Origin of the sequence: Streptomyces erythrochromogenes (genome assembly GCF_036170895.1) — a bacterium.
Classification (GTDB): domain Bacteria; phylum Actinomycetota; class Actinomycetes; order Streptomycetales; family Streptomycetaceae; genus Streptomyces; species Streptomyces erythrochromogenes.
The window spans coordinates 1,635,872-1,660,160 of the sequence record NZ_CP108036.1 but is presented as its reverse complement, the minus strand read 5'-3'; the positions used below and the strand labels follow the sequence as shown (position 1 = coordinate 1,660,160).

The window sequence follows — 24,289 nt, the reverse complement described above, 5'->3', positions numbered from 1 at the left end:
GGCCGCGCGCGGGGCCGTTCGGGGGTCCCTCCGACGGCCCAGGGCCACATGCGGCGCGGCGGACGTGCTGTGAGAGTGCGAGATGTGACCACTGCCCCCGCCGCAGCCGCGGTGCCCCCCGTGCTCGACCGGCGGCGGCGCAACGTCGTCTTCGGCACGATCATGCTGGGCGTGCTCCTGGCGGCCCTCGACCAGACCATCGTCGGAACCGCCCTGCCCACGATCGTGGGGGACCTGGGCGGCGGGGACCACATGTCGTGGGTGGTGACCTCCTACCTGCTCGCGGAGACCGTGGCGACGGTCCTGGTGGGCAAGTTCGGTGACCTCTTCGGCCGGAAACTGATCTTCCAGATCTCCGCCGTCGTCTTCATCAGCGGCTCCTTCCTGTGCGGCCTGTCCAGCAACATGACGTTCCTGATCGTGTGGCGCGGGGTCCAGGGCGTCGGTGCCGGGGGCCTGATGGTCACCGCGATGGCGCTGATCGCCGACGTCGTGCCCCTGCGCGAACGCGGCAAGTACCAGGGCGCGATCGGCGCGGTCTTCGGCGTCGCCACCGTGATCGGTCCGCTGCTCGGCGGCTTCTTCACCGACCAGCTGACCTGGCGGTGGTGCTTCTACGTCAACGTCCCGATCGCCATCCTGGTGGTCATCGCGGCCGCCAAGACGATCCCGGCGGTGCGCGCCTCGGGCAAGCCGGTCATCGACTACCTCGGCATCGCCCTGGTGGCCATCGGCGCGAGCGCCCTGATCCTGGCCACCAGCTGGGGCGGCAACGAGTACGCCTGGACCTCGCCCGTGATCATCGGCCTGTTCGTGGGCGGTGCGATCGCGCTGGCGCTGTTCTGCCTGGCCGAGACGCGCGCCGTCGAGCCGATGCTCCCGATGCGGCTCTTCCGCAACCCGGTCTTCGCCGTGTGCTCCGTGCTGAGCTTCGTCGTCGGGTTCGCGATGCTGGGCGCGCTGACGTTCCTGCCGACCTACCTGCAGTACGTCGACGGGGACTCGGCCACGATCTCGGGCGTCCGGACCCTGCCCCTGGTCTTCGGCCTGCTGATCGCCTCCGTCTTCAGCGGCAACGTCGTCAGCAGGACCGGCCGGTACCGGATCTTCCCGATCGTCGGCAACGCGGTCATGGGCATCGGCCTGTACCTGCTGTCGCGGATGGAGCCGGGTACCGACAGCCTGCTGGAATCGCTCTACATGTTCGTGCTCGGCACCGGCATCGGCCTGTCCATGCAGGTGCTGACGATCGCCGTGCAGAACACCGTCGACTACGCCGACCTCGGCACGGCCACCTCCGGGGTCACCTTCTTCCGCACCCTCGGCAGCGCCTTCGGGACGGCGGTCTTCGGAACGATCTACGCCAACCAGCTGGGACCCGCCCTGGAGGCGGCGGTCGCCGACGTGGCGAGGGCGACCGGGGAGGACCCTGCGCAGCTGGCCAGGGCCGCCTCGACCCCACAGGGGGTGCACCAGCTGGATCCGGCCGCCGCGACACCGGTCATCGAGGCCTACGCGGAGGCCCTGCAGACCGTGTTCCTCTGGACCGTGCCGGTGGCGGTGTTCGGGTTCGTCGTGGCGCTGTTCCTCAAGCAGGTCAAGCTGCGCGACAGCGCCCGGGCCGCATCCACGGACATGGGCGACGGCTTCGGCTCGCCGGCCACGGCCTCGGGCGACTCGGCCAAGCTGTTGGAGCTGGCGGTCGGCAAACTCGTACGGAACATGGGGGCGGACACGGCGCGGGGGATCGTCACGTCCTCCGACACCCGGCTGGACATCGCGGGCGCGTGGACGGTGATGCAGGTGGAACTGATGACCAGGACGATCGGCTACTCCAGCATCGGCCTGGTCGCGGGGCGGCGCTCGCTGCCGCCGGAGGTACTGCTGCCGGTGTTCGACCGGATGGTGGAGGAGGGCTTCCTCACCCGCGACGACACCTTCTTCAGCCTCACGCGCGCCGGGCAGCGGGAGGCCGACGTCATCTCGGCGGCGTGGGGCAAGTGGCTGGGCGACCAGCTGGAGAAGGACCGCGGCCGGCCGCGCAGCGCCGAACTGCGGGTCGCGGCGGACGCGATCGCGAAGCGGTTGCTGGCCGAGGACCTGGGCGAGGGGAGCTTCGCACCGAAGGTGGTCGCGCGGCACTAGCGTGGACGCCTTGTCGATCATGCAGCTCGGAGCGGAACCCCGGGCGGTCACCCGTCGTCCTTCCCTTCGACACGTACGAGGACCTGGGGGCGACGCACATGGGGATCACGATCACGCTGGCCGAGGAGATCATGCTCCTGTCCCTGGACGACGAGTCCGGGGCGGTGAGGCAGCGCCAGTCGGTGGCACCGGCGCTGGCGGGGGCGATCCTGCTCGAACTGGTCCTGGCGGAACGGGTGTCGATCTCGGGGAAGCACCTGGAACTCAGGAGCACCGAGCCGACCGGGGAGCCGCTGCTCGACGGCCGGATCCGGCTGATCGAGACCTGGCTGCGCGGCCTCGGCCGGCGCCGGGTGACGGACTGGCTGACGAAGGACCACACGAAGGCGACCGGCGCCGTGCTGGAACGGCTCGGCGAGCGCGGGCTGGTGGCGGAGCAGGTGCGCAAGGTGCTGGGCGTGTTCCCCCAGCGGCGCTACCCGGAGGTCGACGGCACGGTCGAGCGCGCCCTGCGGGAGCGGCTGGCCGCGGCGGTCCTGGGGGGCGTCCGGCCGGACGAGCGCACGGCGGGCCTCATCGCCCTGCTCCACGGCGCGAAACTGCACCGCCTGGCCTTCCCGGACCACAGCCCCGCCGCGGTGAAGCCGAGGATGGCGGAGATAGCCGAGGGCCAGTGGGCGGCCGACGGCGTCCGTGCGGCCATCCGCGACATGCAGGCCGCCATGGTGGTGATCATGGCGGCCACGGTCGTCGCCGTCAGCTGAGCCGCCTCCGACCCACCGGCGCCGTCGGCCGTCAGGGGCCGGGGACCGGGTCCGGCCGTTCGGTATCCGGCTCCGGCCGCAGGTACCGGCCCCAGATCTGGGCCTTGCGGTAGGAGCCCGGCCCGTCGCAGTCGCGCTGCGGGGTGTCGAAGTCGACCCGGTACAGCAGTTCGCCGCTGAGGGCCTGGGCGTGTTCGTTCGGTTCTGGTGCCCCCATGGCATCGGTCGTTCCGAGGAACTCGACCTGCCGGGGGCCGTCCCGGTCCGGGTCGCGGACCACGGTGACACGGCTGCCCGGCGGCAGCGCCCCGGTTGGCCGGGCCTGCACCAGGGGGCGGCCGAGAATGCGTTCCACCGCCCGGCGGTCGTCGGTACGGGTACGGGTACGGGTACGGGAAGGACGGGAATCGCCTGTCATGCGACCAGCCTGCCCGCACCACGGCGGAAGGGGGTAGTCCGGCATCGTGCGGGCACCTTGCCCGGCGGCAGGGACCGGATCCGTCAGCCCCGGCCTGCCGTCCTGGGCGAGGAGGAGGACCGGCGCCGACGTCAGGCGCTCGGCGCCGGAGCCGCCGTCGGGTAGTCGTACGAGGGGACGTGCGGCAGTTGCGTGAGGTCGGGGCGCCAGGCCCGGAGCACCGCCGCCGAGGGGGCGTACAGCGCCGACGGGATCTCGGCGGGCGAGAACCACTCCCAGCGGGCGATCTTGTGGGGCTCGGTGACGGCCGGCACACCCTCCGCCGTGGTGGTGACGGCGGCCGCCGTCAGCCGGGTAAGGCCTGACGTCGCGTCGATCTGGACGGACAGGACGCGGACGCCCCCGGGGCCCACCCGCAGGTCCGTCTCCTCGGCGAGCTCCCGGGCGGCGGCCTGCTCGAAGCCCTCCCCGGGGTCGACCTTGCCGCCGGGCAGCTCCCAACGGCCGTCGTGCGCCTGGCCGAGCAGCACCCGGCCGTCCCCTCCGATGACGACGAGGCCGACGCCGACGACGGCGTTCGGCTGGGGAACGGCCCGCTCGGGGCGTTCGGAGTGTGCGGCACCGGTGGTGGTCATGGACGTCCTTCCGGAGGAGCGGTGGGCCGGGCGCGGACATGGATCCGCTCGCCCTGGGGGCCGAAGAGGCTGAGGAACTCCGCAGGCTGCGGACCGGCGTTGCAGAAGGCGTGCGGCGTGCGCGTGTCGAACTCGGCGGCCTCTCCGGGGCCGAGCACGAGGTCGTGTTCCCCGAGCAGCAGCCGGACCCGCCCGGACAGCACGTACAGCCACTCGTAGCCCTCGTGGACCTTCAGCTCGGGTACGGGCGGCGGACCCTCGACGGGCGGGAGGATCTGCTTGAAGGCGTGCACCCCGCCGAAGTTGCGGGTCAGCGGCACGTAGGTGTGGCCGTGCCGGACGAAGGGACGCGGGCGGATCCGCGGATCCCCCGTCTCCGGCGCGCCGACCAGCTCGTCCAGCGCCACCCGGTGCGCCTTGGCCAGCGGAAGCAGCAGCTCCAGCGTCGGCTTGCGCTGCCCGGACTCCAGCCGGGAGAGCGTGGAGAGCGAGATGCCGGTGGTCTCACTCAGCTGGGCCAGCGTGGTGCCGCGCTGCCGGCGCAGGGCCCGCAGCCGCGGGCCCACGGCCGTGAGCACGTCGGCGAGTTCCTCGTCCTGCTTCTCGGGGGCCATGACTCCATTTGCTGCTTCGGCAAGAACATTTGTCAAATGGCGGATCCGGGCAGACCCTCGCAGACATGGACAACGCAAAGGAAGACTCGTTCGACGTGGTCGTCGTCGGTGGTGGTGCGGCCGGACTGGCCGGGGCGCTCACCCTGGTCCGGGCGCGCCGTTCGGTCCTGGTGATCGACTCCGGCAGCCCGCGCAACGCCCCGGCCGCGCACATGCACGGCTACCTCGGTCTGGACGGGGCGAGCCCGGCCGAGCTGCTCGCCAGGGGGCGCGCGGAGGTGGAGGGCTACGGCGGGCGGATCCGGCCGGGCACGGCCGTCGCCGCGGACCGGCTGCCCGACGGGAGTTTCCTGGTCCGCTGCGGGGACGGCTCGACCGTGCGGGCGGGGCGGCTGCTGGTCGCCACCGGCCTGGTGGACGAGCTGCCGGCGGTGCCGGGGCTCGGGGAGCGCTGGGGGCGGGACGTGCTGCACTGCCCGTACTGCCACGGCTGGGAGGTCGGGGACGGGCCGGTCGCGGTACTGGCCGACGGCCCGATCGCCGTGCACCAGGCGCAGATGTGGCGGCACTGGAGCGAGAGGACCACGCTGCTGGCGCACACCTGGCCACTGGGGGAGGAAGACCGGGAGCTGCTGGCGGCCCTCGGGATCCGGGTCGTCGAGGGCGAGGTGACCGGCCTGGCCGTCGAGGACGACCGGCTGACCGGGGTGACCCTGGCCGGCGGGGCGGCAGTGGAGTGCCGGGCGCTGGTGGTGGCCCCGCGGTTCACCGCCCGTTCGGGGGTCCTGACGAGCCTGGGCCTGCCGACCGCGGACATGACGCGGGACGGCCATGTGATCGGCCGTTACGTCGAGTCCGACCCGGCAACCGGGGCCACCGCGCTCCGCGGGGTCTGGGTGGCGGGCAACGTGACCGCGCCGCTGGAGAAGGTCGCGGGGGCGGCCGCCCAGGGCGCACAGGCGGCCGCGGCCATCAACGCCGACCTGATCGAGGAGCAGACCCGGCGGGCGGTGGAGGCCCATCGCGCGGGCGCGGCGGCGCTCGCGGGGGAGGGTGCGGGCCGCGGCTGACCGTACGGGGCGCGGCTGACCGTACGGGCCGGGACTCGGCCTGCCGCGCGCGGACCACGGCCGGGCAGCGGCGCGCCCGCCGGACACGTGTGCGGGTTTCGGCCCGCCCCCGTACGTGCAGGCTCTGGGCGGTGTGATCGTCGTACGGTCCAACGGTTCGGGGGACGTTCCATGGCACATGTGCTGGTCATCGGCGGCGGCGTCGGCGGGCTCGCCACCGCCCTGCTCGCGGCGCGGCGAGGACACACGGCGGAGCTGTTCGAGCGCGACACGCGAGCCCCCGGTACCGCGCTCGACCGCGACTTCTTCGGCTGGCGGCGGCCGACCGTACCGCAGGCGGTCCAGCCGCACGCGCTGCTGGGTGCCGCCCGCAACGTCCTGCGGGACGATCTTCCCGACGTGTACGCGGAGATGCTCCGCCTCGGCGCCCGTGAGCGGCACGAGCTGGACTGGTTCGAGGTACGGCCGCCCGAGCTGCCCGGCGACCAGGACCTCGTGATGCTCCAGGCGCGGCGCATCGTGCTGGAGAGCGCGCTGGCCACGGCGCTGCGCGCCGAGCCCGGAGCGGTCGTCCGCCACGGGGAGCCGGTCACGGGACTCACCACCGCGTCGCAGGCCGGGGACGACTCGGCCGCGGGCGAACCTGGCGGGGCCGGCGAGGCCGACGGGATCCGGGTGACGGGGGTGATCACGGAGGCGGGGGGCTACCAGGGGGACCTCGTCGTGGACGCGGGCGGCCGCCGCGGCGGTATCGAGCGCAGGCTCGGCGCGGTGGGCTGCCGGCCGCCCGTCGTGGAACGGCACCGCACGGGGCTCGCGTACTTCTGCCGCTGGTACCGGATGCCGGAGGGGATGGACGAGGGGCCGCGGCGGCCCTGGGCGGTGACCGGCGGCGCCTTCGCCGGGTGCGCGGTCTTCCCGGCCGACAACGGGGTCTTCGCCGTGACGCTGTTCGTGCACACCGCGGACACCACGCGCTCGGCGCTGCGCGACCCCGCGGTCTTCGAGCGGGCGGCGCGTTCCTTCCCGCCCGGCGAGGCCTGGCTGGCACTCGGCGCCGAGCCGCTGTCGGGGGTACTGGCCACGGCCGGCCTGGACAACCGCTGGAGCGCGCTGGTGGACGAGCGCGGTCCCGTGGTGACCGGGCTGGTGCCGGTCGGCGACTCGATCACGCACACCAACCCGACCCTCGGGCAGGGCACCTCCCTCGCGCTGTGGGCGGCGCGCAGGGTGGCCCGTACGGCGCACCGGGACCCCGGGTCGGACCGGTTCGCCGTCGACCACCACGAGTGGGCGGTGCGGACCCTGAAACCGTGGTTCGACTTCCAGGTGGTGGCCGACGCGGCCATCGGCGAGCGCTTCGCGACGCGGGCGGGGCGTACGGGGACGGCGCGGGAGGTGGCCGCGCTGTTCGACTGTGCGCTGGAGGACCCCGAGGTGATGCGGGCGCGGGCGCGGGTCCGGCACCTGGCGGAGCCGCCGGAGCGGGCGTACGCGGACCCGGAGATCCGGGCCCGGGTGGCACGCTGGCTGGCGACGCGGCCGGACTACGCGCCGAACGAGGCGGGACCGGACCGGGAGGAGTGGGAGAAGCTCACGGCGGGCTGACGGGGCGGCGGCCCCGGCCTCAGATGCGGACCGGGCGGGCCGGGCGGACCGGGGGGCGGGGCCGGCCTCTGATGCGGACCGGGCAGACCGGGCGGGCCGGCCTCAGCCGGCCTGCCCGAGCACCTCGGCGAGGTCGTAGCCCACGACCTCCTCCAGCTGGGCGTAGGTGCAGCTCTCGGGCGTCCGGTCGGTCCGCCAGCGCCGGAACTGCGCGGTGTGCCGGAAGCGGTCCCCCTCCATGTGGTCGTACGCGACCTCGATGACGCGCTCCGGGCGCAGCGGCACCCACGAGAGGTCCTTCTTGCCGGTCCAGCGGCTCTGTGCGCCGGGGAGCCGGGCGCTCTCGTGCGCGGACTCCTCGGCCCAGGCGGCCCACGGGTGGCCGGTCGGGTCGGGCATCCGCAGCGGTTCGAGCTCCTCCACCAGCTCGGCCCGGCGCTTCATGGGGAAGGCCGCGCAGACGCCCACGTGCTGGAGCGTGCCCTGAGCGTCGTGCAGGCCGAGCAGGAGCGATCCGACAATCGGACCGCTCTTGTGGAAACGGAAACCGGCGACGACGACGTCGGCGGTACGTTCGTGCTTGATCTTGTACATGAGGCGGGCATCGGGCCGGTAGGGGAGATCGAGCGGTTTGGCGATCACCCCGTCGAGCCCGGCGCCCTCGAACCGCTCGAACCACTCCTGCGCGAGCGCGGGGTCGGTGGTCGCGGGCGCGAGGTGGACGGGGGGCCGTGCAGTGGAGAGGGAGCTGACCAGGGCGGAACGGCGGTCGGTGAGCGGGGCGTCGAGGAGGGCCTCGTCGCCGAGGGCGAGCAGGTCGAAGGCGATGAAGCTGGCGGGGGTCGTCTCGGCCAGAAGGGCGACACGGGACTGCGCGGGGTGGATCCGCTCGGTCAGCCGGTCGAAGTCCAGACGCCCGTCGTGGACGATCACGATCTCGCCGTCCACGACGCAGCGGACGGGCAGATTCTCCTTCAGGGCCTCCACCAGCTCGGGAAAGTACCTGGTCAAGGACTTACCCGTGCGGCTGCCCACCTCGACCTCGTCGCCGTCGCGGTGCACGACCGCCCGGAAGCCGTCCCACTTGGCCTCGTACTGCATGCCGGGCGGGATCTTCGCCACCGACTTGGCGAGCATCGGTTTGACCGGAGGCATCACTGGCAGATCCATGCCCTCGATTCTGCGGTGGTATATCCGGACCCGCCCGGTATGCGGCAGCGGTCCGGCCCGCCTACGGTGGCCCACATGGGTGCTGCTGGCAATGCGATCGAGCTGGAGGCGGCCGGGCGGACGGTACGGCTGTCCAGCCCGGACAAGGTCTACTTCCCGGAGCGCGGGCTCACCAAGAGGCACGTCGCCGAGTACTACCTGGCGGTCGCGGACGGCATCCTCCGCGCCCTCCGCGACCGGCCGACGACCCTGGAGCGCTATCCCGACGGGGTGGAGGGCGAGTCCTTCTTCCAGAAACGGGCCCCGAAGAACCTCCCCGAATGGATCCCGACCGCCCACATCGCCTTCCCGAGCGGCCGTACGGCCGACGAGATCTGCCCGACCGAGCCCGCCGCCGTCCTGTGGGCGGCCAACCTGGGCTGCCTCACCTTCCACCCCTGGCCCGTGCGCCGTGAGGACACCGACCGGCCCGACGAACTGCGCATCGACCTGGACCCCCAACCGGGCACCGACTACCACCACGCGGTGGCCGCCGCCCACCAGCTGCGCGCCCTGCTGGAAGAGCTGGGCCTGCGCGGCTGGCCCAAGACCTCCGGCGGCCGGGGACTGCACGTCTTCGTCCCGATCGAGCCGCGCTGGACCTTCACCGAGGTCCGCCGGTGCGCCATCGCCCTCGGCCGGGAACTGGAGCGCCGCATGCCGGGCAAGGTCACGACGGCCTGGTGGAAGGAGGAGCGCGGCGAGCGGATCTTCGTCGACTACAACCAGACGGCGCGGGACCGCACGATCGCCTCCGCCTACTCGGTCCGCCCCCGCCCGCACGCCCCGGTCTCGGCGCCGCTGCGCTGGGACGAGGTGGACGACGCCGAGCCGCGGGACTTCGACATCGTGACGATGCCGGCCCGCTTCGCGGAACTGGGCGATGTGCACGCGGACATGGAAGACCACGCCTTCACCCTGGACGCCGTTCTGGAACTCGCGGCCCGCGACGAACACGACCACGGCCTGGGCGACATGCCGTACCCCCCGGACTACCCGAAAATGCCGGGCGAACCCAAACGCGTCCAGCCCAGCCGCGCCAAACACAAGGACTGACCCCGCCCATCGCCACCGGGCCCCGTCACTCCAGCACGGGATTGCCCAGGAGGTTCGCATCGCCGCACGGCCACGGACCATCGGCCAGGGCGGCCAGATCCGTCCGGAAGGCGAGGATCTCGCTGCCCAGGGACTGGACGACGAGGCCTCCTCCGAGCAGCAGGGTGCGTCCCGGCACGTTCCTGTCGTCGTCCGACACGAACAACTCGCGCAGGGCCATGTCCGAGTCGACGGCGACCAGCTTTCCGTCATGCCAGAACACCGTGGTGCCGTTGGTGTCCACCGCCGGATGCGAGATGTGGCGGTCGGCCAGATGAGGCCCGTCCACACGGCCGTTCGAGTTGGTCAGCCGACGGAATCGCGACGTGGAGGACGGGGTGACCGACAGCGAGAGGCCGCGAACGGTGCCGAGCCCGTCCACGGTCATCGCCCCGTGGCAGTCCCAGCGGGCGCCCTCCATTCCGTCGCGGCCGAAACGGCGCGTGGCTCACGCCCCGTAACCCAGGGTGCCGACCAGGAAGGCACCATGACCTGCGATCGCATTGCGGCGTGAGGGCCCGGGGTCCGTGACGGCGACGAGCGCACCGCTCACGAAGTCCAGGAAGAAGGTTCGCCCGACGCCGCTCCGGCCATCGGCGAAACCGGCCGCGACCCTGTCGCCGGACACGAGCAGCGGCTCCCAACGGGCGGCTTCCACCCACTCCGGCGGTCGCGGCGCCGCCGTTCGTACCTCCCAGCCGGTCTCCGCGTTCACCTCGAGCATGCCGGGGTGCGAGACCGGGCCGAGGTCGATCGGCGTCGACCACAGGCATTGCCCGTCCCGGCTGTACCGTGCGACGCGTGGCACCTGTGACGGTCTCCAGCCCGGTGCGAGCAGCATCGGGGCGGCGCCGGCCCAACTGACGCAGAAGCCGTCGCCGAGCGCGACGAAGGCCGCCACCTCCTCTCCTGCCCGGCACGGCAGGATGACGGTCCGGTCCACCGAACCGTCGGGAAGGATGCCCTCCAGTGCCCGGCCGCCCCCATCCGTCGGCCGCGCGAGCCAGAGAGTGCCGCTCGGCGACAGCCGGGATCGAGGGCGTCCGGTGCCCGGATACGCCCGCTGCCACAGGACCCGCCCGGACAGATCGACCGACGAGACGACCGTCTCCAGCGGATTCGCCCCGTAAGTGGTTGCGTACAGGGGGCCGGAAGGGTGCTGGGCGGCGACGGACCGTATCTGTCCCGGCAAGTCGAAGCGCGACGAGAGAGTCATGTGCCCGCATCCTGCCGCACGTTCACTACCGGGGCGGGTGAGGCCCGTTGTCAGTGGGGGATGCGATGCTCTGGGAGGGGATGCGTACGTCATGTTGATCAGGCGTATAGCGGACGTCCATCCGCGCTGACCAGTATCTGCGGCATGTCTACGAACACCTCTGCCGCAGCCACCGACACCACCGCCTGGTACGAACTCGCCCTGTGCGCCCAGACCGGCCCGGGCTTCTTCTTCCCGGAGCCGGGCTCCTCATTGCGCGATGCGAAGCGGCTGTGCGGGGCGTGCGAGGGGCGGGCGGCGTGCCTGGAGTACGCCCTGGCCAATGACGAGCGATTCGGGGTCTGGGGCGGCCTCTCGGAGGCGGAGCGCCTCGCGCTGCGCCCCCGCCGCCGCTGACTCAGGTCCGCGTGGCCTTCCCGCTGGCACGAACCAACCCCACCCGCCGCGCGAGGTCGAACCCCTCGCCACCGCACTCCTCGCGCCGCGGCGTGTGGGGCACGACCCGCACGGGGTAGTGCCCCCCGACGGGCGACACGACCCCACCGAAGCGGGGGTCGCCCGCGAACCAGATCCGGTCCGGGTGATCGTTCTCCAACTGCGCGAGCGCAATGGGGAACGGAAGGATCCGCAGCGTGGCCGTGAAGTCCTCCCGAAAGGGAATCGCGATCGTCGCCGGGCTCCCGGGCGGTCGGAGCGGGTGCCGGCACGGCCACTCGCCCCAGGGGTAGGACCGCAGTACGGCCTTGACCCGATGGCGCCTGATGTACGCGGTGAGCACCCATGGAAGAAGCGGCGCGGCGAGCATGGTGATCAGGGCGAAGGCTGTTCCTGCGTGGGGGACGCGGCCGATGCAGGCCAGCGCAATCAGCGGGGGCCCCCCGAGACTGAACACCCATCCGAGGCGGCGGAGGACGAGCCGCCGGAAGCCGACAACCGTCGGAGGGTGGTCCCAGGCCACCTTGGCGACTGCGAGGCTCATAGGAGCACCTCCAGGATGCGTGAGGTACCGGCTGCTGTCGGCGCACTTGCATCGGGGTCCGAGAAGAGGGCGGTGTGTGCGACCGCCTCAAGGATGTTCGTATAGGCCTCAGCGTGCTGTGCTGAAGCGCTGGTCAGATCGAGGACGAGTAGGTGGAGCCCATCCGGATGCACAGTCGCGACTCTGGCCTGAAATAGACGATTCTCCACGTCGGGCACACAAATGGTGCCCGCGACCAGGCAGCAGGGAAGCCCGGACGGCAACTCGATGAACTGGCGGATGCAGCTGGTCCAATGTGGCGAGCGTGCGATCGCCAGTGCCGTACGTGCCACGGTAAGCCGGGGATTGGGCTGTTGGGCCGGCCGGACGGTCAGCGAGAACAACGACGTCGCGACGCCGACCGGCTCCTCGGGGTGAAAGCCGATCGCGGTGTGCACGACGTCATGACCGGCGAGTTCTTCGAGGTCGTCCATGAGCTGGGACAGTTCCCGTTGAGCGTCAGTGCTGCCCAAGGCCTCGGCGAATGCGTCCAGTGTCGCCCTGTCGCCAGGACTGATGTCATGGAAGCCGGGAGGCAGACGGAACCAGACCGGAGGGACGGAATTCGGATGTGTCACGGCCTCAGCTCCGACCAGACGCGGCCGGACTTTCTGATGGCTGAGGGAGCGTCCTCCAGAACCCCGCGGGCACCGTCCACGGACGTCGAGCTGTGTTCGACTGTTTCGTTGTCCGGGCCGTAGTCGAGTGTGGCGGTCAGGGCTCCTGTGCCGGCCACGGCTACGCCTACCCGGTCTCGGGTTTCCTGAGTCGAGGTCCGCAATGCCCATCCTGTCAGGGGGCTCTCCACCTGGCGCAGGTCGTCGGACGTGGACCATGCTGCCTGGCGGAAGGCGGTGGCCCCTGGGCTGAGTCCTGTCAGTGCGCTGGCCTCCGGGGCGGCTGCCATGGCCGCGCGGGCGGCCGCCGTTCCGGCCTTGGCACCTGAGGCGAGGGCGGCCACGCCCGGGACCGAGCCGACGGTGTCCCCCATGAGGGTCACGCTGCTTTTCCAGAAGTCCGCGTCGAACTGGCCCTTGGTCAAGCCGTCCGTCAGGGACTTGCGGAACTTCGGGTCGGAAGCGTGCATGGCCAGGGCCGCCAAGGACAGGCCGCTGCCCACCAGCATGATGGCGAGGCCGGCAGGCGGGCAGGCGAGCGCCACCAGCGCGCCCACGAAGCCCAGGATCGCCGAGGCGTTGGAGAGGGCGTCCGCCGGGTCTTCGGTGATCTTGTGCCAGATCGAGGCCAGGAGGCCCGGTTCCTTCGGGGCCAGTTTGTCCGTCGCGGCGTTCAGCGTCGCGGCCACGCGGCGGGCCGCCGCCGCGTGTTCGGCGGCGAGTTCGCGGGCCAGGCGGCGGGTGTCGGTGAGGGCCTCCTCGGTCTTCGCCGCCGCGGCCTGGGCCTCGTAGCGGGCGGCCAGCTCGCGGTGCGCGACCAGGGTGTCGTGCCAGCCCGTGAGCCGGCGGGCGGCCTCCGCCAGGGAGGTGTGGGCCGAGGCCAGGTAGCGGGGGAGGTCCCGCGAGAGGGAGGCCCGGAAGGCGGTCGCCGCCTCGCCCTGCCAGGAAGAGCTGTGCGAGACGAGGTCCGTCACCACGCGGGAGGCCTCGTCCAGCGACTTCGCCGACGCGCCGAGCTTCCTGGCCAACGCCAGGACCGCGGCCGGATTTCCGGGGGCCGGGTCGAAGCCCAGCGCCGCGTGCTCAGCCATGGGCGGCCGCCGCGCGGAGGAAGGCCGTGCGGACGGCCTGCTCCAGCTCCGCGTACTCCGCCGCGCTGCGGTCCACGCCCTCCCGTACGGCCTTGACCCGTTTGGTCAGCTCCCGGGTGCCGTAGGCCCACCGTTCCTGGAAGCCGTCGCAGGCCGCATCGAGATCCGCCGTGCCCAGCTGGTCGGGCCGCACGTGGTCCAGGGCCCGCCGGGCCTCCCGCAGGGAGCTCAGCGAGGAGTCCAGGGCGCGGGTCAAACGGGTCAGCTGGTCGATGTCCACCTGGAGTGACGTCATGACGCGAAACCCTGGCAGAGCGCGGCTCTGCCAGGGCAATCGGCGTCACTCGCCCGAGCGGGCGGAAATCGGTCAGCCCTTGCGGGCCGCGAGGCGCGCGGCGCGGGCGGCCAGCTTCTCGTCGAACTTCGTGGCCTCGGTGTTCAGGCCGTCCATGAACAGGCCGAGCTCGTCCTGGGCCTTCTGGCCCTCCGGGCCGAGGCCGGCGATGTCCATGACCTTGAGGAAGCGGAGGACCGGCGCCAGTACGTCGTCGTGGTGGATCCGCAGGTTGTAGACGCCGCCGATGGCCATCTGCGCGGCCATCCGCTCGAAACCGGGCATGCCGTGTCCGGGCATCCGGAAGTTGACGACGACGTCCCGCACCGCCTGCATGGTCAGGTCCGGGGCGAGCTCGAAGGCCGCGCCCAGCAGGTTGCGGTAGAAGATCATGTGCAGGTTCTCGTCCTGCGCGATGCGCGCCAGCATGCGGTCGCAGACCGGGTCACCGGACTGGTGGCCGGTGTTGCGGTGCGAGATGCGCGTGGCGAGCTCCTGGAAGGCCACGTACGCCACCGAGTGCAGCATCGAGTGGCGGTTGTCGGACTCGAAGCCCTCCGACATGTGCTGCATGCGGAACGCTTCCAGCTTGTCCGGGTCCACGGCGCGCGAGGCCAGCAGGTAGTCGCGCATCACGATGCCGTGGCGGCCCTCCTCGGCCGTCCAGCGGTGCACCCAGGTGCCCCACGCGCCGTTGCGCCCGAAGAGCGTCGCGATCTCGTGGTGGTAGCTGGGGAGGTTGTCCTCGGTCAGCAGGTTCACGACCAGCGCGATCTTGCCGATGTCGGTGACCTTGGACTGCTGCGGGTCCCAGGCCTCGCCGTCCTCGAAGAAGCCCGGGAAGTTCCGGCCCTCGCTCCACGGAACGTACTCGTGGGGCATCCAGTCCTTGGTGACCTGCAGGTGGCGGTTGAGCTCCTTTTCGACCACCTCTTCCAGCGCGTACAGCAGCTTGGCGTCGGTCCACGCCTCCGAGCTGCCGAGGTGGGGAGAGGTGATCGTCACGGGTACTCCTGGGTGCAAAGCGAATTACCTACGGTTCCGTAGCCTACGGAGTCGTAGGTTAAGCCTGACATCAAGGCCAGCCAAGCCCTCGGCGTACCTATGTCCGGTTACGTCCGGTTATTTGTGCAGTTTGAGAGGGCCTCGAAGGGGAAACGAAAGGGCAAAATCACGCGAGGAGGTGGTCGGCCGCCCCCGCCTTGACGGCCGAGACCAGTGCCCGGAGGGCTTCGACGGAGTCGGACACGTGCGCACCGGAGCCCGTCGTTCCGATGTACGCCCGACCGGCGGCGTCGCGGCCGAAGCGGAAACAGTTGGCGCCCTCGCTGCAGAAGGGCTCCGACCAGGCGATGTCCCGGTGGTCCCGGTGGGTGGCCGAAGCGGCCTCGAAAGGGGTCATGTCGATCTCCGGTCTCCTCGGTCTCCTCGGTCTCCCCGTCGGCCTCGGGGCCGTGGGCCGTGGGTCATAGGGCCATGACACGGGCCCGGGGCCCGGACCCGGTCACAGGTCCCGCACGACGGTGTGGATGAAATCGCGGGAGGCGGCCGCCGGCAGCGCCAGGGAGCGCAGCCGCTCCAGCAGCCCCCGGTACCGCCTCAGCTTCGGGTCCGAGTCGACCAGCATCGAGCCGTGCGAGCTGTCCAGCTGCACGGTGTCCAGCCGGCTCAGCGCCGCCGCGGCGTACGTGAAGGACTGCCCGGACCCCGGGAAGCCGCCGGCGCTGAACGGAATGACCCGGACCGTCGTACGCTCCAGCTCCGACTGTGCGAGTACGTGCTCCAGCTGCTCCCGGACCACCCCGGGCCCGCCGAACCGCATCCGCAGCGCCGCCTCGTGCACCACCGCCTCGTACAGCGGCGGCCGCTCCCGCGCGAACACCTGCTGGCGGCCCATCCGCAGCGCGAGGCGGGCCTGGAGCTCGGATTCCGGCAGCGGCGGGTCGGCGACGCCGAAGACGGCCCGCGCGTGCGCCTCGGTCTGGAGCAGTCCGGGTATGTGCGTGGTCACCGCGGTGTGCAGCCCGACCGCGTGGTGCTCCAGCTCGCAGATGTCGAGCAGCCCGGGCGGCAGTGCCCCCCGGTGCCGCTCCCACCAGCCCTTGTCCCGCTCCTGCGCCATCCCCGCGAGCAGGTCCACGAGCTCCGGGTGCCGGCAGCCGTAGTGGCGGGCGAGGGTGCGGACGCGTTCGGCGCTGATGCCGATCCGGCCCGACTCGATGTTCGGGATCCGGGTGCGGTCGACCCCGAGCAGCGCCGCGGCCCACTGGACCGACGTGCCCGACTCCTCGCGGAGTCTGCGCAGCTCGGAGCCGAGGCGCCGCTGCCTGGCGGTGGGTGTGCTCCTGGGTGGCACGGTTCCCCTCTCCCGCTGACCGAGTTTCGCTACGGTCTGTAGCGTAAGTCTCACACGGGGTGACCTTCGCGCCCTGTATGACTCACCCTCGCGCGGGGAGGGGACCCGCGTACGCCGTGCTCCGTCAGCCGGTCAGCCGTGCCACAGCGCCTCCCGGACCTCCTCGGCCGTGGTCGGCCGCAGCTCGCCGTCCAGCAGGAGCCAGCGCGTCACCCCGATCGACTCCAGGAACGGCACGTCGTGGCTCGCCACCACGAGCGCGCCCTGGTACGACTCCAGCGCGTCGGTCAGCTGCCGCACGCTCGACAGGTCGAGGTTGTTCGTCGGCTCGTCCAGCATGAGGAGCTGCGGGGCGGGCTCCGCCAGAAGCAGCGCCGCCAGTGCCGCCCGGAACCGCTCGCCGCCCGACAGGGTGCCGGCCGGCCGGTCCGCCCGCCCGCCCCGGAAGAGGAAGTGCGCGAGCCGGGCCCGGATCAGGTTGTTGGTGGCCTGCGGGGCGAACCGCGCCACGTTCTCCACGACCGAGCGGTCCTCGTCCAGCACGTCCAGCCGCTGCGGCAGGAACCGCGTGGTCACATGGGTCTCGGCCGTCCCGGACTCCGGTGCTAGCTGCCCCGCGATCGTGCGGAGCAGCGTGGTCTTCCCCGAGCCGTTGCGGCCCACCAGCGCGATCCGCTCCGGGCCCCGGAGCTCCCACTCGCCCCGTACGCGGCCCCCGTGCGGCAGGTGCACATCGCTGAGAGTCAGGACGCGCCGCCCCGGCGGGACCAGGGTCGCGGGCAGTTCGATGCGGATCTCGGCGTCGTCGCGGACCGCCTCCACCGCCTGGTCCAGCCGCTCCTTCGCCTGGGCCAGCTTCTCGGTGTGCATGATCCGGTGCTTGCCGGCCGATTCCTGTGCCGCACGCTTGCGGGCGCCCATCACGATCTTCGGCTCGCGCTTGTTCTCGTACATCTTCTGGCCGTACCGCTTGCGCCGGGCCAATTTGACCTGTGCGTCGGCCAGTTCGCGCTTCTGCCGCTGTACGTCGGCCTCCGCGACCCGGACCATGCGCTCGGCCGCGTCCTGCTCGGCGGCGAGCATCTCCTCGTAGTCGGTGAAGTTCCCTCCGTACCAGCGGACTTCACCGTCGCGCAGGTCGGCGATCTGGTCGACCCGCTCCAGCAGCTCGCGGTCGTGGCTGACCAGGAGCATCACCCCGGACCAGGACTCGACGGCCGCGTACAGGCGGCCCCGGGCGCGCAGGTCAAGGTTGTTGGTCGGCTCGTCCAGCAGCAGGACGTCGGGACGGTCCAGCAGCAGTGCGGCCAGGCGCAGCAGGACGGACTCGCCGCCGGAGAGCTCGCCGACGGTGCGGTCCAGGCCGATCCGGGCGAGACCGAGCTGGTCGAGCGTGGCCAGGGCCCGCTCCTCCACGTCCCAGTCGTCGCCGACGGCGGCGAAGTTCGCCTCCGTGGCCTCGCCCGCCTCGATGGCGTGCAGCGCGGCGCGGGCGGTGCGGATGCCGAGCGCCTCGTCCACGCGCAGCGCGGTGTCGAGGGTGACGGTCTGGGGGAGGTAGCCGACCGAGCCGGCTACGGACGACTGGCCCTCGGACGGGGTAAGTTCACCGGCGATCAGCTTCAACAGGGTGGACTTGCCACTCCCGTTGAGTCCGATCAGGCCGGTACGGCCGGGGCCGACGGCCAGCTGGAACCCGTCGAACACGGGGGTTCCGTCGGGCCAGTCGAAGGACAGGGCGGAACAGGTGATGAATGCAGGGGCGTGGCTCATGGAGGCCTCCAGGTTGCGTGAGTGGTGCGTGCAACGCGGGGAGACAGCCGACGCTCGGATCGCGAACGCGATCACGACAGGGGCGGGACGGCGACCGTGGCCGTGATGTCGATGATCACGGGGGGTTCTTGACGGTCGCGGTGACCGCGGTGGTCGCGGTGGTCGCGCTGGTCGGTGTCTCGGACCTCAGAAGAGCAACGTCCTGCTCCGTTCGACGGCAATGGGGCGTCAACGAAGCTACGGGCGGCCCCCGGCCGCCCGCAAACGATTTACGGCGGGGACAGGGGGGTTCAGCAGGTGTCGCGCATCAGCTCGGCCAGGCTGTGGTCCATGTCGAGGTAGAGGTGCTCCAGGCCGGGCGGGACCACGGCCGCGGCCCGCTCCAGGAATCGGTGCAGCTCGGCCGTCAGCATCAGGACGATCGCGACGCCCTCCACCGCGTGGAACTCGATCGTGGTCCGGTCTCCGTCGTACGGCCGCACGCGCACGTCGCCGCAGCCGGACGGGCGGTCCAGCCCGGACTCCAGCAGCTCGCGCGAGAACGTCCACGAGACCTCGACACCTTCCAGCGTGGCCGGGGCGGGGAAGGCCATGCGAACGGCGAAGGGATCCGCCCGGTCGTAACAGAGGGTGACGGGAACGGTCTCGACCTTCGGCGCGGTGGCGACCAGACGGGCCTGCGCGGCCTGCTCGATGACAGTGATCAAGGCTCACTCCCTTGCGGCGGATCTGCTGCCGGACTGTGGGGTGTGGCCCGGCAACCCGATAGACGCCGGAATCGGCGAATGCGTGCATGGGCGTTTGAGTGAGCTGTGTCACCGACTGGCCGGAACCTGCCTGTGTGATCGCACAGAGTGACCGGGTGGGCGGAAGTGCGCGAAGGTGGGACGGTGTGCCGCGCAGGGCCACGGGGCTCTTCAGAAGGGCCGGTTGTCGCTCACTCCACAGGCGCAACGCACGGGCTGAAGCGCGGGTGCGGCGGTCGGCGGCCGGGCGCCCGGGGGCGGCGGCGAGGCCCCCCGGGGCGGCGGCCGGGCGACCCGGAAGGCGGCGGGGACGCCCTCTGGACGGGCGGATCCGCGGTGCGTTAGCTTCCGGCGCCATGAGACTTCTGGATGTTGGAATTGGCATGTGCGCGGCAATCCTTGCGGTCGGGGTGCTCGCAGGCCCCGCGCACGCCGAAGAGCAGGACCGGGGACAGGACTTACGCGCGAGCGGCTGGGCCCTCAAGGACACCGGGCAGACCTCCCGCTTCCGGGGGCTCGCCGCGGTCAGCCGTTCCACGGCCTGGGTCGCCGGCTCCAAGGGGACCGTGCTGCGCACGCTCGACGGCGGTCGCAGCTGGCAGGACGTCTCGCCGCCCGGCGCGGTCGCGGAGCAACTGGAGCTGCGCGACATCGAGGCCTTCGACGCGCGACGCGCCGTGGCCCTGTCCATCGGCGAGGGCGAGGCCTCCAGGGTGTTGCGCACCGAGGACGGCGGCGCCACCTGGACCGAGACCTTCCGCAACCCCGACCCGCGTGCCTTCTACGACTGCCTCACGTTCTTCGACGCCCGCCACGGGCTGGCCATGAGCGATCCGGTGGACGGCAAGTTCCGCATCCTGTCCACGGACGACGGCGGCCGCCACTGGCGGGTGCTGCCCAGTGAGGGCATGCCCGGGGCGCTGCCGGGCGAGGCGGGCTTCGCCGCGAGCGGCCAGTGCCTGGTCAGCGCCGGCCCGCGCGACGTCTGGCTGGCCACCGGCGGCGCAGCGACCGCGCGGGTCCTGCACTCCGCGGACCGCGGCCGGACCTGGCGGGTGGCCGAATCCACCGTTCCGGCGGGAGATCCCGCACGGGGGGTCTTCGCCCTCGCCTTCCGGGACCGTACGAGGGGCCTCGCCGTGGGCGGCGACTACCGCACCGGGCAGGCCTCCCCGCGAGCCGCGGCGGTGTCCGCGGACGGGGGACGCACCTGGCGCCAGGCGACGACCCCGCCGCCGGCCTACCGGTCGGGCGCGGCCTGGTACCCGTACAGCGGGGGGACGGCCCTCGCGGTCGGGCCCACGGGCACGGACGTGACCACGGACGGGGGCCGCAGCTGGCGGCCGCTGGACGCGGGATCCTTCGACACGGTCGACTGCGCGGCCGACACAGGCTGCTGGGCGGCGGGGGAGAAGGGCCGGGTGGCACGGCTGGAACGCCGCTGACCCCCGGCCGTCCCCGGCCGGAGGTCCGGCCGCGGGCCTCGCCGCAGGCGGTCCCCAGGACGACGCGAGCCCGGCAAGTCCGGACGAGGCGGCCTAGGTGACCGGGTTCTCCCGGACCGTCGCCAGGTCCGCCGAGGTCTTCGTGGCGATGAACTCGGTGATGCGGTAGGCGCAGACGCCCGCGACCACGAAGGGGTCCTCGGCCGCGATCTTCTCGATCTCGGCCCGGGACACCCCTCCGGCCAGGACGACGCCCCCGTCGCGCGGCACCTTGCGTCCCGACGCGAGGAAGACGCCGGTGGCGTAGTAGCCGTCCAGCCAGGCGATGTGGGCGTCCATCTCGTCCTCGACGGCTTCGAGGGGCGCGGTGTAGGTGAGCTCCATGACGAACATGATCGCCAGGCTACTCTCGGTCCATCATGACGAGTGTGAAGACCCCCGCCGACGAGGCCGAGGCCCGGGCGATACAGGACGAACTGCGCCATCACGTCGTGCTCGACGAGCCCGGCCCCCCGCCCGGCCGCGGGCTCGTGGCCGGCGTGGACGTCGCCTACGACGACACGCGCGACCTGGTAGCCGCCGCGGCCGTGGTGCTCGACGCCGCCACCCTGGAGGTCGTCGAGGAGGCCACCGCCGTCGGGCACGTCAGCTTCCCCTACGTGCCGGGGCTGCTCGCCTTCCGCGAGCTGCCGACCGTACTGGCCGCCCTGGACGCCCTGACCGCCGAGCCCGGCCTCGTGGTCTGCGACGGCTACGGCCTCGCCCACCCCCGCGGCTTCGGCCTCGCGTGCCACCTCGGGGTGGTCACCGGGCTCCCGTCCATCGGCGTCGCGAAGAACCCGTTCACCTTCACCTACGAGGAGCCGGGCACCCGGCGGGGCGACGCCTCCACGCTGGTCGCCGCCGACGGCGCCGAGGTCGGGCGGGCACTGCGCACTCAGGACGCGATCAAGCCGGTGTACGTCTCCGTCGGGCACAGGGTCTCGCTCGACAACGCCTGCGCGCACGCCCTGGCCCTGAGCCCTCGCTTCCGGATCCCGGAGACCACCCGCCACGCCGACTCGCTGTGCCGCAGGGCGCTGCGGGAGGCCTCCTGAGCCGGTCCGTCAGCGGGCATCGGCCACCCGGAAGGTGATCCCCGCCTTCTGCAGGCGGTGGATGAGGGCGTCGCCCATCGCCACGGCGGTCGTCACCTGCCCGGCCGTCTCCGGCAGGGCGTCGAGGGCCAGGCAGAGCGCCGACTCCGCCAGCATCTTCGCCGTCTCGCCGTAGCCCGGGTCGCCGCCCGACACCTCGGTGAGCACGCGCCGGCCGCCGCCCTCGCCCACGAACCGCACGGTGAACCAGCTGCGCGCCCGCCGCTCCGCGTCCGGCCCCCGGCCGGGCTCCCAGCGGTTCATGAGCCACCGCCGGGCCGGCGGTACCTGTGCCAGGGCCGCCGTCGCGCCGACCGCCGCCGTGCCGCCCAGTGCGACGGGCAGGTGCTTGACGGAGGCGTAGTGCCGGTAGCGGAAGTCCGGGCCGTAGCGCTCCAGCGCGGCCGCCGACCGGGTCACGATCCGCGGGTCCAGCGAGGGCAGCGGGAGCGCCCAGGTGCCGGTCTCACGGCTGAACCGCGGCACGCCCAGCGGGCCGCGTGCCCGCCGCCCCCGCAGCCGGGGCTCGTGCAGGCGGCGGGCGTGCGCGGCCGCCAGGGTCTGGGGGCCGCGGCCCAGCGCGGTCAGCGCGGAGGCCAGGGTCCCGCCGGAGAAGAAGGCGTTGGACCGCATGAACCCGTCGACCGTCAGCGGGACCCCCTCCGGCAGCTGCCGGACCGTGAAGTACGCGCCGAGGTCGGCCGGGATCGAGTCGAAGCCGCAGGCGTGCACGAGCCGGGCGCCGGTCTCGCGGGCCCGCGCGTCGTGCTCCACGTACATCCGGTCCACGAACTCCGGCTCGCCGGTGAGGTCCACGTAGTCCGTGCCCGCCTCGGTGCAGGCGGCCACGAGCCCGGCCCCGTACCAGACGTACGGTCCCACGGTCGTGGCCAGCACCCGGGTGGACGCGGCCAGTTCGCGTACGGCGGCGGCGTCCTGGGCGTCGGCCCGCAGCAGCGGCAGCGTGGCGCACGCCGGATCGATCGAGGCCAGCCGTTCGCGCAGCCGCTCCAGCTTCGCGAGGTCCCGGCCGGCGAGGGCCCACCGGCAGCCGGCGGGCGCGTGCGCGGCGAGGTATTCCGCGGTCAGCGCCCCCACGAACCCGGTGGCGCCGAAGAGCACGACGTCGTAGGCCCGTTCCGGTCGGTCCTGCGGGACCCCTGCGTTCATGAGAGCTCCTCCGAGTGGGTGGTGTGGGTGGCCGAGGCTAGCGCGGTGCTCCGGCGTCCGCGCGGGCAGGTGCCGGACGGGTGCGGCGGATGACCCGCCACGAAGGGACGGCACGACGACGGCGCCCCGGGAACGGCCGTGCGGCCGCGCCCGGGGCGCCGTGGGGTTCACCTGCCGGTGGATCAGCCCTGCTGGTACAGGCCGAAGAGGTCGACGATCAGGTCGACGTCGTCCCAGCCCCGGTTCCAGAGGTCGATGATGCCGTTGCTTCCGGTGCTCGCCTGGACCAGGTTCGGGACGGTGGCGCCCTTCGTCCAGTTCAGGTTCGAGGAGTTCGGCGGCGTCGGCCAGCTCGCCGTCTCGTTGATGTAGTCGTCGATCGAGTTCGGGTCCGGGGTGACCGTGAGGTACCCGTCGCCCTCCGGGTTGGTGACCGTGCTGTTCAGCACGAAGCCCGTGATGCTCGGGTCGTCGAAGGACATCGGCATGTAGATGTAGCTCTGGCCCCACAGCTTCCCGTAGACCGGGTCCTGGGGGTCGCGGGTGTCCAGCAGACGCTCGGGCGAGAGCGGCAGGAAGGCGCTCTTGCTGTCGGCGCTGTAGTAGCCGACGACGTCGACGACGACGTCGGTGCCCGCCCAGGCGCCGTTGAAGACGCTGATCTTGCCGTCCGCGCTGACGGGGACGATCACCGAGTTGGCGATGGTCTGGCCCGGGGTGAAGTTCAGGTTGGACGCGGTCGGGGTGGCGCCGCCGCCCGGGAAGACCGACAGGTGGCCGGCCTCCTTCGGGTTGGTGACCGTCACGTTCAGCGCGACGGCGCTGATGCCCTGGGGCACGCCGCGCAGGCCGCTGATCTGGGTGGAGAAGGTCTTCCGGCCGCCGAGCTGGCCCTGCGCCGTGCCGAGGCCCTCGCGGGTGTCGACGAAGCGCGACGGGGTGACCGGCGTGTAACCGCTGGACGCGGTCTTGGAGAAGTAGCCGGTGACGTCGGCGATCAGGTCGACCGGGGCGCCGCCGCGGTTGGCGATCTCGACGTAGCCGTTCTTGCCGACCTTCACGATGACCAGGTTCGGGACGCTCTGGCGGGCCTTGTAGTTGACGTTCGACGTGGTCGGACGCTCGGTGCCCTCGGGGAAGGCGGTGATGTGGCCTTCGGTGGAGGTGTTGGTGACCGTGATGTTGAGGACCACGGCGGTGACGCCGGCCGGGATCCCGCCGTTGCCGCCGACCTTCACGCGGGTCGAGCTGTACGGCTGGACCATGCCCATCGGTGCGCCGGTCCCGTTGCGGGTGTCCAGCAGGCGGGTGGGGGCGTACGGGGTGAAGTCCGCGCCGGCGGTGACGAAGACGACCTCGTTGACGGCCGAGACGGCGTTCGCGGCGTCCGTCACGGTGACCTTGACCGTGTAGGAGCCGACCTCGGCGTAGGTGTGGGCCGTGGTCCGGCTGTCGGAGCCGTAGGCGTCGAAGACGTCCGACTTCCCGTCGCCCCAGTTGATGGTGACCTTGAGCGCCGTGTCCACGCTCGTGATGGTGGTGTCCACCTCGGTGCCGTGCGCCGTGACGCCGTACGCGGTCAGGCCGACCGCGAGGTCCGGGTTGGCGGAGGCGACGGACTGCGCCGCGGCCGCTCCGGTCTTGGCAGACGGGGCGGTGGCCTTGCGGACCGTGCGGTCAGCGGGGCTGGTGAAGGTGTTGCTCTTGGACTTGGCGTCCTTGCCGAGACCCAGGTCCAGGTCCGGCGCGGTGGTGCCGCGTGCGTCCGGCTTGGCCGGGTCGGCCTGGGCCACGCCCGGGATGAGACCAACGCCCGCCGCGATGGCGGC

At 72.3% G+C, this 24,289-nt stretch carries 26 protein-coding genes; 8 read left to right on the top strand and 18 right to left on the bottom strand.

Translation table 11 applies throughout. The annotated features are described in order from the left end of the window. Positions 1-48 precede the first annotated feature (48 nt). Both OHA91_RS07765 and OHA91_RS07760 read left to right on the top strand, forming a co-directional pair. A complete protein-coding gene (locus OHA91_RS07765; protein WP_037634161.1) occupies positions 49-2,145 on the top strand; it encodes an MDR family MFS transporter in 2,097 nt (698 codons plus the stop codon). 98 nt (positions 2,146-2,243) lie between these two features. Then, on the top strand, positions 2,244-2,909 hold the full coding sequence (locus OHA91_RS07760) for a GOLPH3/VPS74 family protein (protein ID WP_051893918.1): 666 nt from the start codon (positions 2,244-2,246) through the stop codon (positions 2,907-2,909). A 31-nt stretch (positions 2,910-2,940) separates the two neighbouring features. Here OHA91_RS07760 and OHA91_RS07755 read toward each other — a convergent pair whose 3' ends face one another. The 3 genes from OHA91_RS07755 to OHA91_RS07745 all read right to left on the bottom strand — a co-directional run bounded on the left by OHA91_RS07755 (position 2,941) and on the right by OHA91_RS07745 (position 4,576). After that, positions 2,941-3,327 (bottom strand): ferrous iron transport protein A, encoded by a 387-nt coding sequence (locus OHA91_RS07755; protein WP_245240306.1) that lies wholly within the window; start codon positions 3,325-3,327, stop codon positions 2,941-2,943. A gap of 131 nt (positions 3,328-3,458) precedes the next feature. After that, complete coding sequence (locus tag OHA91_RS07750) at positions 3,459-3,962, bottom strand: nucleotide triphosphate diphosphatase NUDT15 (protein WP_031157938.1); 504 nt, start codon at positions 3,960-3,962, stop codon at positions 3,459-3,461. Then, positions 3,959-4,576 (bottom strand): helix-turn-helix domain-containing protein, encoded by a 618-nt coding sequence (locus OHA91_RS07745; protein WP_266493529.1) that lies wholly within the window; start codon positions 4,574-4,576, stop codon positions 3,959-3,961. Before OHA91_RS07745 ends, OHA91_RS07750 begins: the two co-directional genes overlap by 4 nt. Positions 4,577-4,641: 65 nt before the next feature. Between OHA91_RS07745 and OHA91_RS07740 the strand changes: the two genes are divergently transcribed. Beyond that, the gene (locus OHA91_RS07740) at positions 4,642-5,646 is read left to right on the top strand and encodes an NAD(P)/FAD-dependent oxidoreductase (RefSeq protein ID WP_031157933.1); all 1,005 of its coding nucleotides are present in this window, start codon (positions 4,642-4,644) and stop codon (positions 5,644-5,646) included. A gap of 171 nt (positions 5,647-5,817) precedes the next feature. Further along, positions 5,818-7,254, top strand: a complete 1,437-nt coding sequence (locus OHA91_RS07735) for an NAD(P)-binding protein (protein ID WP_266493535.1) — start codon at positions 5,818-5,820, stop codon at positions 7,252-7,254. 102 nt (positions 7,255-7,356) lie between these two features. On the opposite strand, the gene OHA91_RS07730 is transcribed toward OHA91_RS07735, so the two are convergent. Next, entirely contained in the window at positions 7,357-8,424 is a 1,068-nt protein-coding gene (locus OHA91_RS07730) for an ATP-dependent DNA ligase (protein WP_031157931.1), read from the bottom strand. 75 nt (positions 8,425-8,499) lie between these two features. Between OHA91_RS07730 and ligD the strand changes: the two genes are divergently transcribed. Then, positions 8,500-9,519: a non-homologous end-joining DNA ligase gene (gene ligD / locus OHA91_RS07725; RefSeq protein ID WP_031157929.1), complete on the top strand. Its 1,020-nt coding sequence runs from the start codon at positions 8,500-8,502 to the stop codon at positions 9,517-9,519. Between the two features lie 25 nt (positions 9,520-9,544). Here the strand turns inward: ligD and OHA91_RS07720 are convergent, their stop codons facing one another. Both OHA91_RS07720 and OHA91_RS07715 read right to left on the bottom strand, forming a co-directional pair. Beyond that, the gene (locus OHA91_RS07720) at positions 9,545-9,946 is read right to left on the bottom strand and encodes a hypothetical protein (RefSeq protein WP_266493540.1); all 402 of its coding nucleotides are present in this window, start codon (positions 9,944-9,946) and stop codon (positions 9,545-9,547) included. 60 nt (positions 9,947-10,006) lie between these two features. Next, entirely contained in the window at positions 10,007-10,774 is a 768-nt protein-coding gene (locus OHA91_RS07715) for a hypothetical protein (RefSeq protein WP_328738907.1), read from the bottom strand. Positions 10,775-10,918: 144 nt separating this feature from the next. Between OHA91_RS07715 and OHA91_RS07710 the strand changes: the two genes are divergently transcribed. Beyond that, complete coding sequence (locus OHA91_RS07710) at positions 10,919-11,170, top strand: WhiB family transcriptional regulator (RefSeq protein ID WP_031157925.1); 252 nt, start codon at positions 10,919-10,921, stop codon at positions 11,168-11,170. 1 nt (position 11,171) lies between these two features. Here the strand turns inward: OHA91_RS07710 and OHA91_RS07705 are convergent, their stop codons facing one another. From OHA91_RS07705 to ssgD, 9 genes are all read right to left on the bottom strand, one after another. After that, the gene (locus OHA91_RS07705; RefSeq protein WP_266493547.1) at positions 11,172-11,753 is read right to left on the bottom strand and encodes a hypothetical protein; all 582 of its coding nucleotides are present in this window, start codon (positions 11,751-11,753) and stop codon (positions 11,172-11,174) included. Further along, the gene (locus OHA91_RS07700) at positions 11,750-12,226 is read right to left on the bottom strand and encodes a hypothetical protein (RefSeq protein WP_031157920.1); all 477 of its coding nucleotides are present in this window, start codon (positions 12,224-12,226) and stop codon (positions 11,750-11,752) included. Before OHA91_RS07700 ends, OHA91_RS07705 begins: the two co-directional genes overlap by 4 nt. A gap of 140 nt (positions 12,227-12,366) precedes the next feature. Further along, entirely contained in the window at positions 12,367-13,500 is a 1,134-nt protein-coding gene (locus OHA91_RS07695) for a WXG100 family type VII secretion target (protein ID WP_328738906.1), read from the bottom strand. Further along, on the bottom strand, positions 13,493-13,795 hold the full coding sequence (locus OHA91_RS07690; RefSeq protein WP_031157916.1) for a hypothetical protein: 303 nt from the start codon (positions 13,793-13,795) through the stop codon (positions 13,493-13,495). The genes OHA91_RS07695 and OHA91_RS07690 overlap by 8 nt, the downstream gene beginning before the upstream one ends. Before the next feature lie 72 nt (positions 13,796-13,867). Next, the gene (locus OHA91_RS07685; protein WP_031157914.1) at positions 13,868-14,839 is read right to left on the bottom strand and encodes an acyl-ACP desaturase; all 972 of its coding nucleotides are present in this window, start codon (positions 14,837-14,839) and stop codon (positions 13,868-13,870) included. Positions 14,840-15,005: 166 nt separating this feature from the next. After that, positions 15,006-15,236 carry a hypothetical protein gene (locus OHA91_RS07680; RefSeq protein WP_051893906.1) on the bottom strand — a complete coding sequence of 77 codons (231 nt, stop codon included), beginning with the start codon at positions 15,234-15,236 and terminating at the stop codon, positions 15,006-15,008. A gap of 102 nt (positions 15,237-15,338) precedes the next feature. After that, on the bottom strand, positions 15,339-16,190 hold the full coding sequence (locus OHA91_RS07675; protein WP_031157910.1) for a helix-turn-helix domain-containing protein: 852 nt from the start codon (positions 16,188-16,190) through the stop codon (positions 15,339-15,341). Between the two features lie 132 nt (positions 16,191-16,322). Continuing rightward, positions 16,323-17,963, bottom strand: coding sequence for an ABC-F family ATP-binding cassette domain-containing protein (locus OHA91_RS07670; protein WP_031157908.1), 1,641 nt, complete (start codon positions 17,961-17,963; stop codon positions 16,323-16,325). A gap of 290 nt (positions 17,964-18,253) precedes the next feature. Then, on the bottom strand, positions 18,254-18,670 hold the full coding sequence (gene ssgD, locus OHA91_RS07665; protein ID WP_266493560.1) for a spore wall synthesis regulator SsgD: 417 nt from the start codon (positions 18,668-18,670) through the stop codon (positions 18,254-18,256). A gap of 422 nt (positions 18,671-19,092) precedes the next feature. On the opposite strand from ssgD, the gene OHA91_RS07660 reads away from it, so the two are divergent. Continuing rightward, positions 19,093-20,154, top strand: coding sequence for a WD40/YVTN/BNR-like repeat-containing protein (locus tag OHA91_RS07660; RefSeq protein WP_037634155.1), 1,062 nt, complete (start codon positions 19,093-19,095; stop codon positions 20,152-20,154). Positions 20,155-20,247: 93 nt separating this feature from the next. Here OHA91_RS07660 and OHA91_RS07655 read toward each other — a convergent pair whose 3' ends face one another. Next, positions 20,248-20,547, bottom strand: coding sequence for a YciI family protein (locus tag OHA91_RS07655; protein WP_031157901.1), 300 nt, complete (start codon positions 20,545-20,547; stop codon positions 20,248-20,250). 26 nt (positions 20,548-20,573) lie between these two features. Here OHA91_RS07655 and OHA91_RS07650 point away from each other — a divergent pair, with 26 nt between their 5' ends. Then, entirely contained in the window at positions 20,574-21,251 is a 678-nt protein-coding gene (locus OHA91_RS07650) for an endonuclease V (RefSeq protein WP_328738905.1), read from the top strand. 9 nt (positions 21,252-21,260) lie between these two features. Here the strand turns inward: OHA91_RS07650 and OHA91_RS07645 are convergent, their stop codons facing one another. Both OHA91_RS07645 and OHA91_RS07640 read right to left on the bottom strand, forming a co-directional pair. Continuing rightward, the gene (locus tag OHA91_RS07645; RefSeq protein WP_328738904.1) at positions 21,261-22,460 is read right to left on the bottom strand and encodes a saccharopine dehydrogenase family protein; all 1,200 of its coding nucleotides are present in this window, start codon (positions 22,458-22,460) and stop codon (positions 21,261-21,263) included. A 182-nt stretch (positions 22,461-22,642) separates the two neighbouring features. Next, positions 22,643-24,253 carry a PKD domain-containing protein gene (locus tag OHA91_RS07640; RefSeq protein ID WP_063835673.1) on the bottom strand — a complete coding sequence of 537 codons (1,611 nt, stop codon included), beginning with the start codon at positions 24,251-24,253 and terminating at the stop codon, positions 22,643-22,645. Positions 24,254-24,289 lie beyond the last annotated feature (36 nt).

Bases quoted from the DNA above. Each gene is read 5' to 3' on its own strand.
- OHA91_RS07765 (WP_037634161.1), top strand. From the start codon at position 49: ATGCGGCGCGGCGGACGTGCTGTGAGAGTGCGAGATGTGACCACTGCC.
- OHA91_RS07760 (WP_051893918.1), top strand. From the start codon at position 2,244: ATGGGGATCACGATCACGCTGGCCGAGGAGATCATGCTCCTGTCCCTG.
- OHA91_RS07755 (WP_245240306.1), bottom strand. From the start codon at position 3,327: ATGACAGGCGATTCCCGTCCTTCCCGTACCCGTACCCGTACCCGTACC.
- OHA91_RS07750 (WP_031157938.1), bottom strand. From the start codon at position 3,962: ATGACCACCACCGGTGCCGCACACTCCGAACGCCCCGAGCGGGCCGTT.
- OHA91_RS07745 (WP_266493529.1), bottom strand. From the start codon at position 4,576: ATGGCCCCCGAGAAGCAGGACGAGGAACTCGCCGACGTGCTCACGGCC.
- OHA91_RS07740 (WP_031157933.1), top strand. From the start codon at position 4,642: ATGGACAACGCAAAGGAAGACTCGTTCGACGTGGTCGTCGTCGGTGGT.
- OHA91_RS07735 (WP_266493535.1), top strand. From the start codon at position 5,818: ATGGCACATGTGCTGGTCATCGGCGGCGGCGTCGGCGGGCTCGCCACC.
- OHA91_RS07730 (WP_031157931.1), bottom strand. From the start codon at position 8,424: ATGGATCTGCCAGTGATGCCTCCGGTCAAACCGATGCTCGCCAAGTCG.
- ligD (WP_031157929.1), top strand. From the start codon at position 8,500: ATGGGTGCTGCTGGCAATGCGATCGAGCTGGAGGCGGCCGGGCGGACG.
- OHA91_RS07720 (WP_266493540.1), bottom strand. From the start codon at position 9,946: ATGACCGTGGACGGGCTCGGCACCGTTCGCGGCCTCTCGCTGTCGGTC.
- OHA91_RS07715 (WP_328738907.1), bottom strand. From the start codon at position 10,774: ATGACTCTCTCGTCGCGCTTCGACTTGCCGGGACAGATACGGTCCGTC.
- OHA91_RS07710 (WP_031157925.1), top strand. From the start codon at position 10,919: ATGTCTACGAACACCTCTGCCGCAGCCACCGACACCACCGCCTGGTAC.
- OHA91_RS07705 (WP_266493547.1), bottom strand. From the start codon at position 11,753: ATGAGCCTCGCAGTCGCCAAGGTGGCCTGGGACCACCCTCCGACGGTT.
- OHA91_RS07700 (WP_031157920.1), bottom strand. From the start codon at position 12,226: ATGGACGACCTCGAAGAACTCGCCGGTCATGACGTCGTGCACACCGCG.
- OHA91_RS07695 (WP_328738906.1), bottom strand. From the start codon at position 13,500: ATGGCTGAGCACGCGGCGCTGGGCTTCGACCCGGCCCCCGGAAATCCG.
- OHA91_RS07690 (WP_031157916.1), bottom strand. From the start codon at position 13,795: ATGACGTCACTCCAGGTGGACATCGACCAGCTGACCCGTTTGACCCGC.
- OHA91_RS07680 (WP_051893906.1), bottom strand. From the start codon at position 15,236: ATGACCCCTTTCGAGGCCGCTTCGGCCACCCACCGGGACCACCGGGAC.
- OHA91_RS07670 (WP_031157908.1), bottom strand. From the start codon at position 17,963: ATGAGCCACGCCCCTGCATTCATCACCTGTTCCGCCCTGTCCTTCGAC.
- OHA91_RS07660 (WP_037634155.1), top strand. From the start codon at position 19,093: ATGTGCGCGGCAATCCTTGCGGTCGGGGTGCTCGCAGGCCCCGCGCAC.
- OHA91_RS07655 (WP_031157901.1), bottom strand. From the start codon at position 20,547: ATGTTCGTCATGGAGCTCACCTACACCGCGCCCCTCGAAGCCGTCGAG.
- OHA91_RS07650 (WP_328738905.1), top strand. From the start codon at position 20,574: ATGACGAGTGTGAAGACCCCCGCCGACGAGGCCGAGGCCCGGGCGATA.
- OHA91_RS07645 (WP_328738904.1), bottom strand. From the start codon at position 22,460: ATGAACGCAGGGGTCCCGCAGGACCGACCGGAACGGGCCTACGACGTC.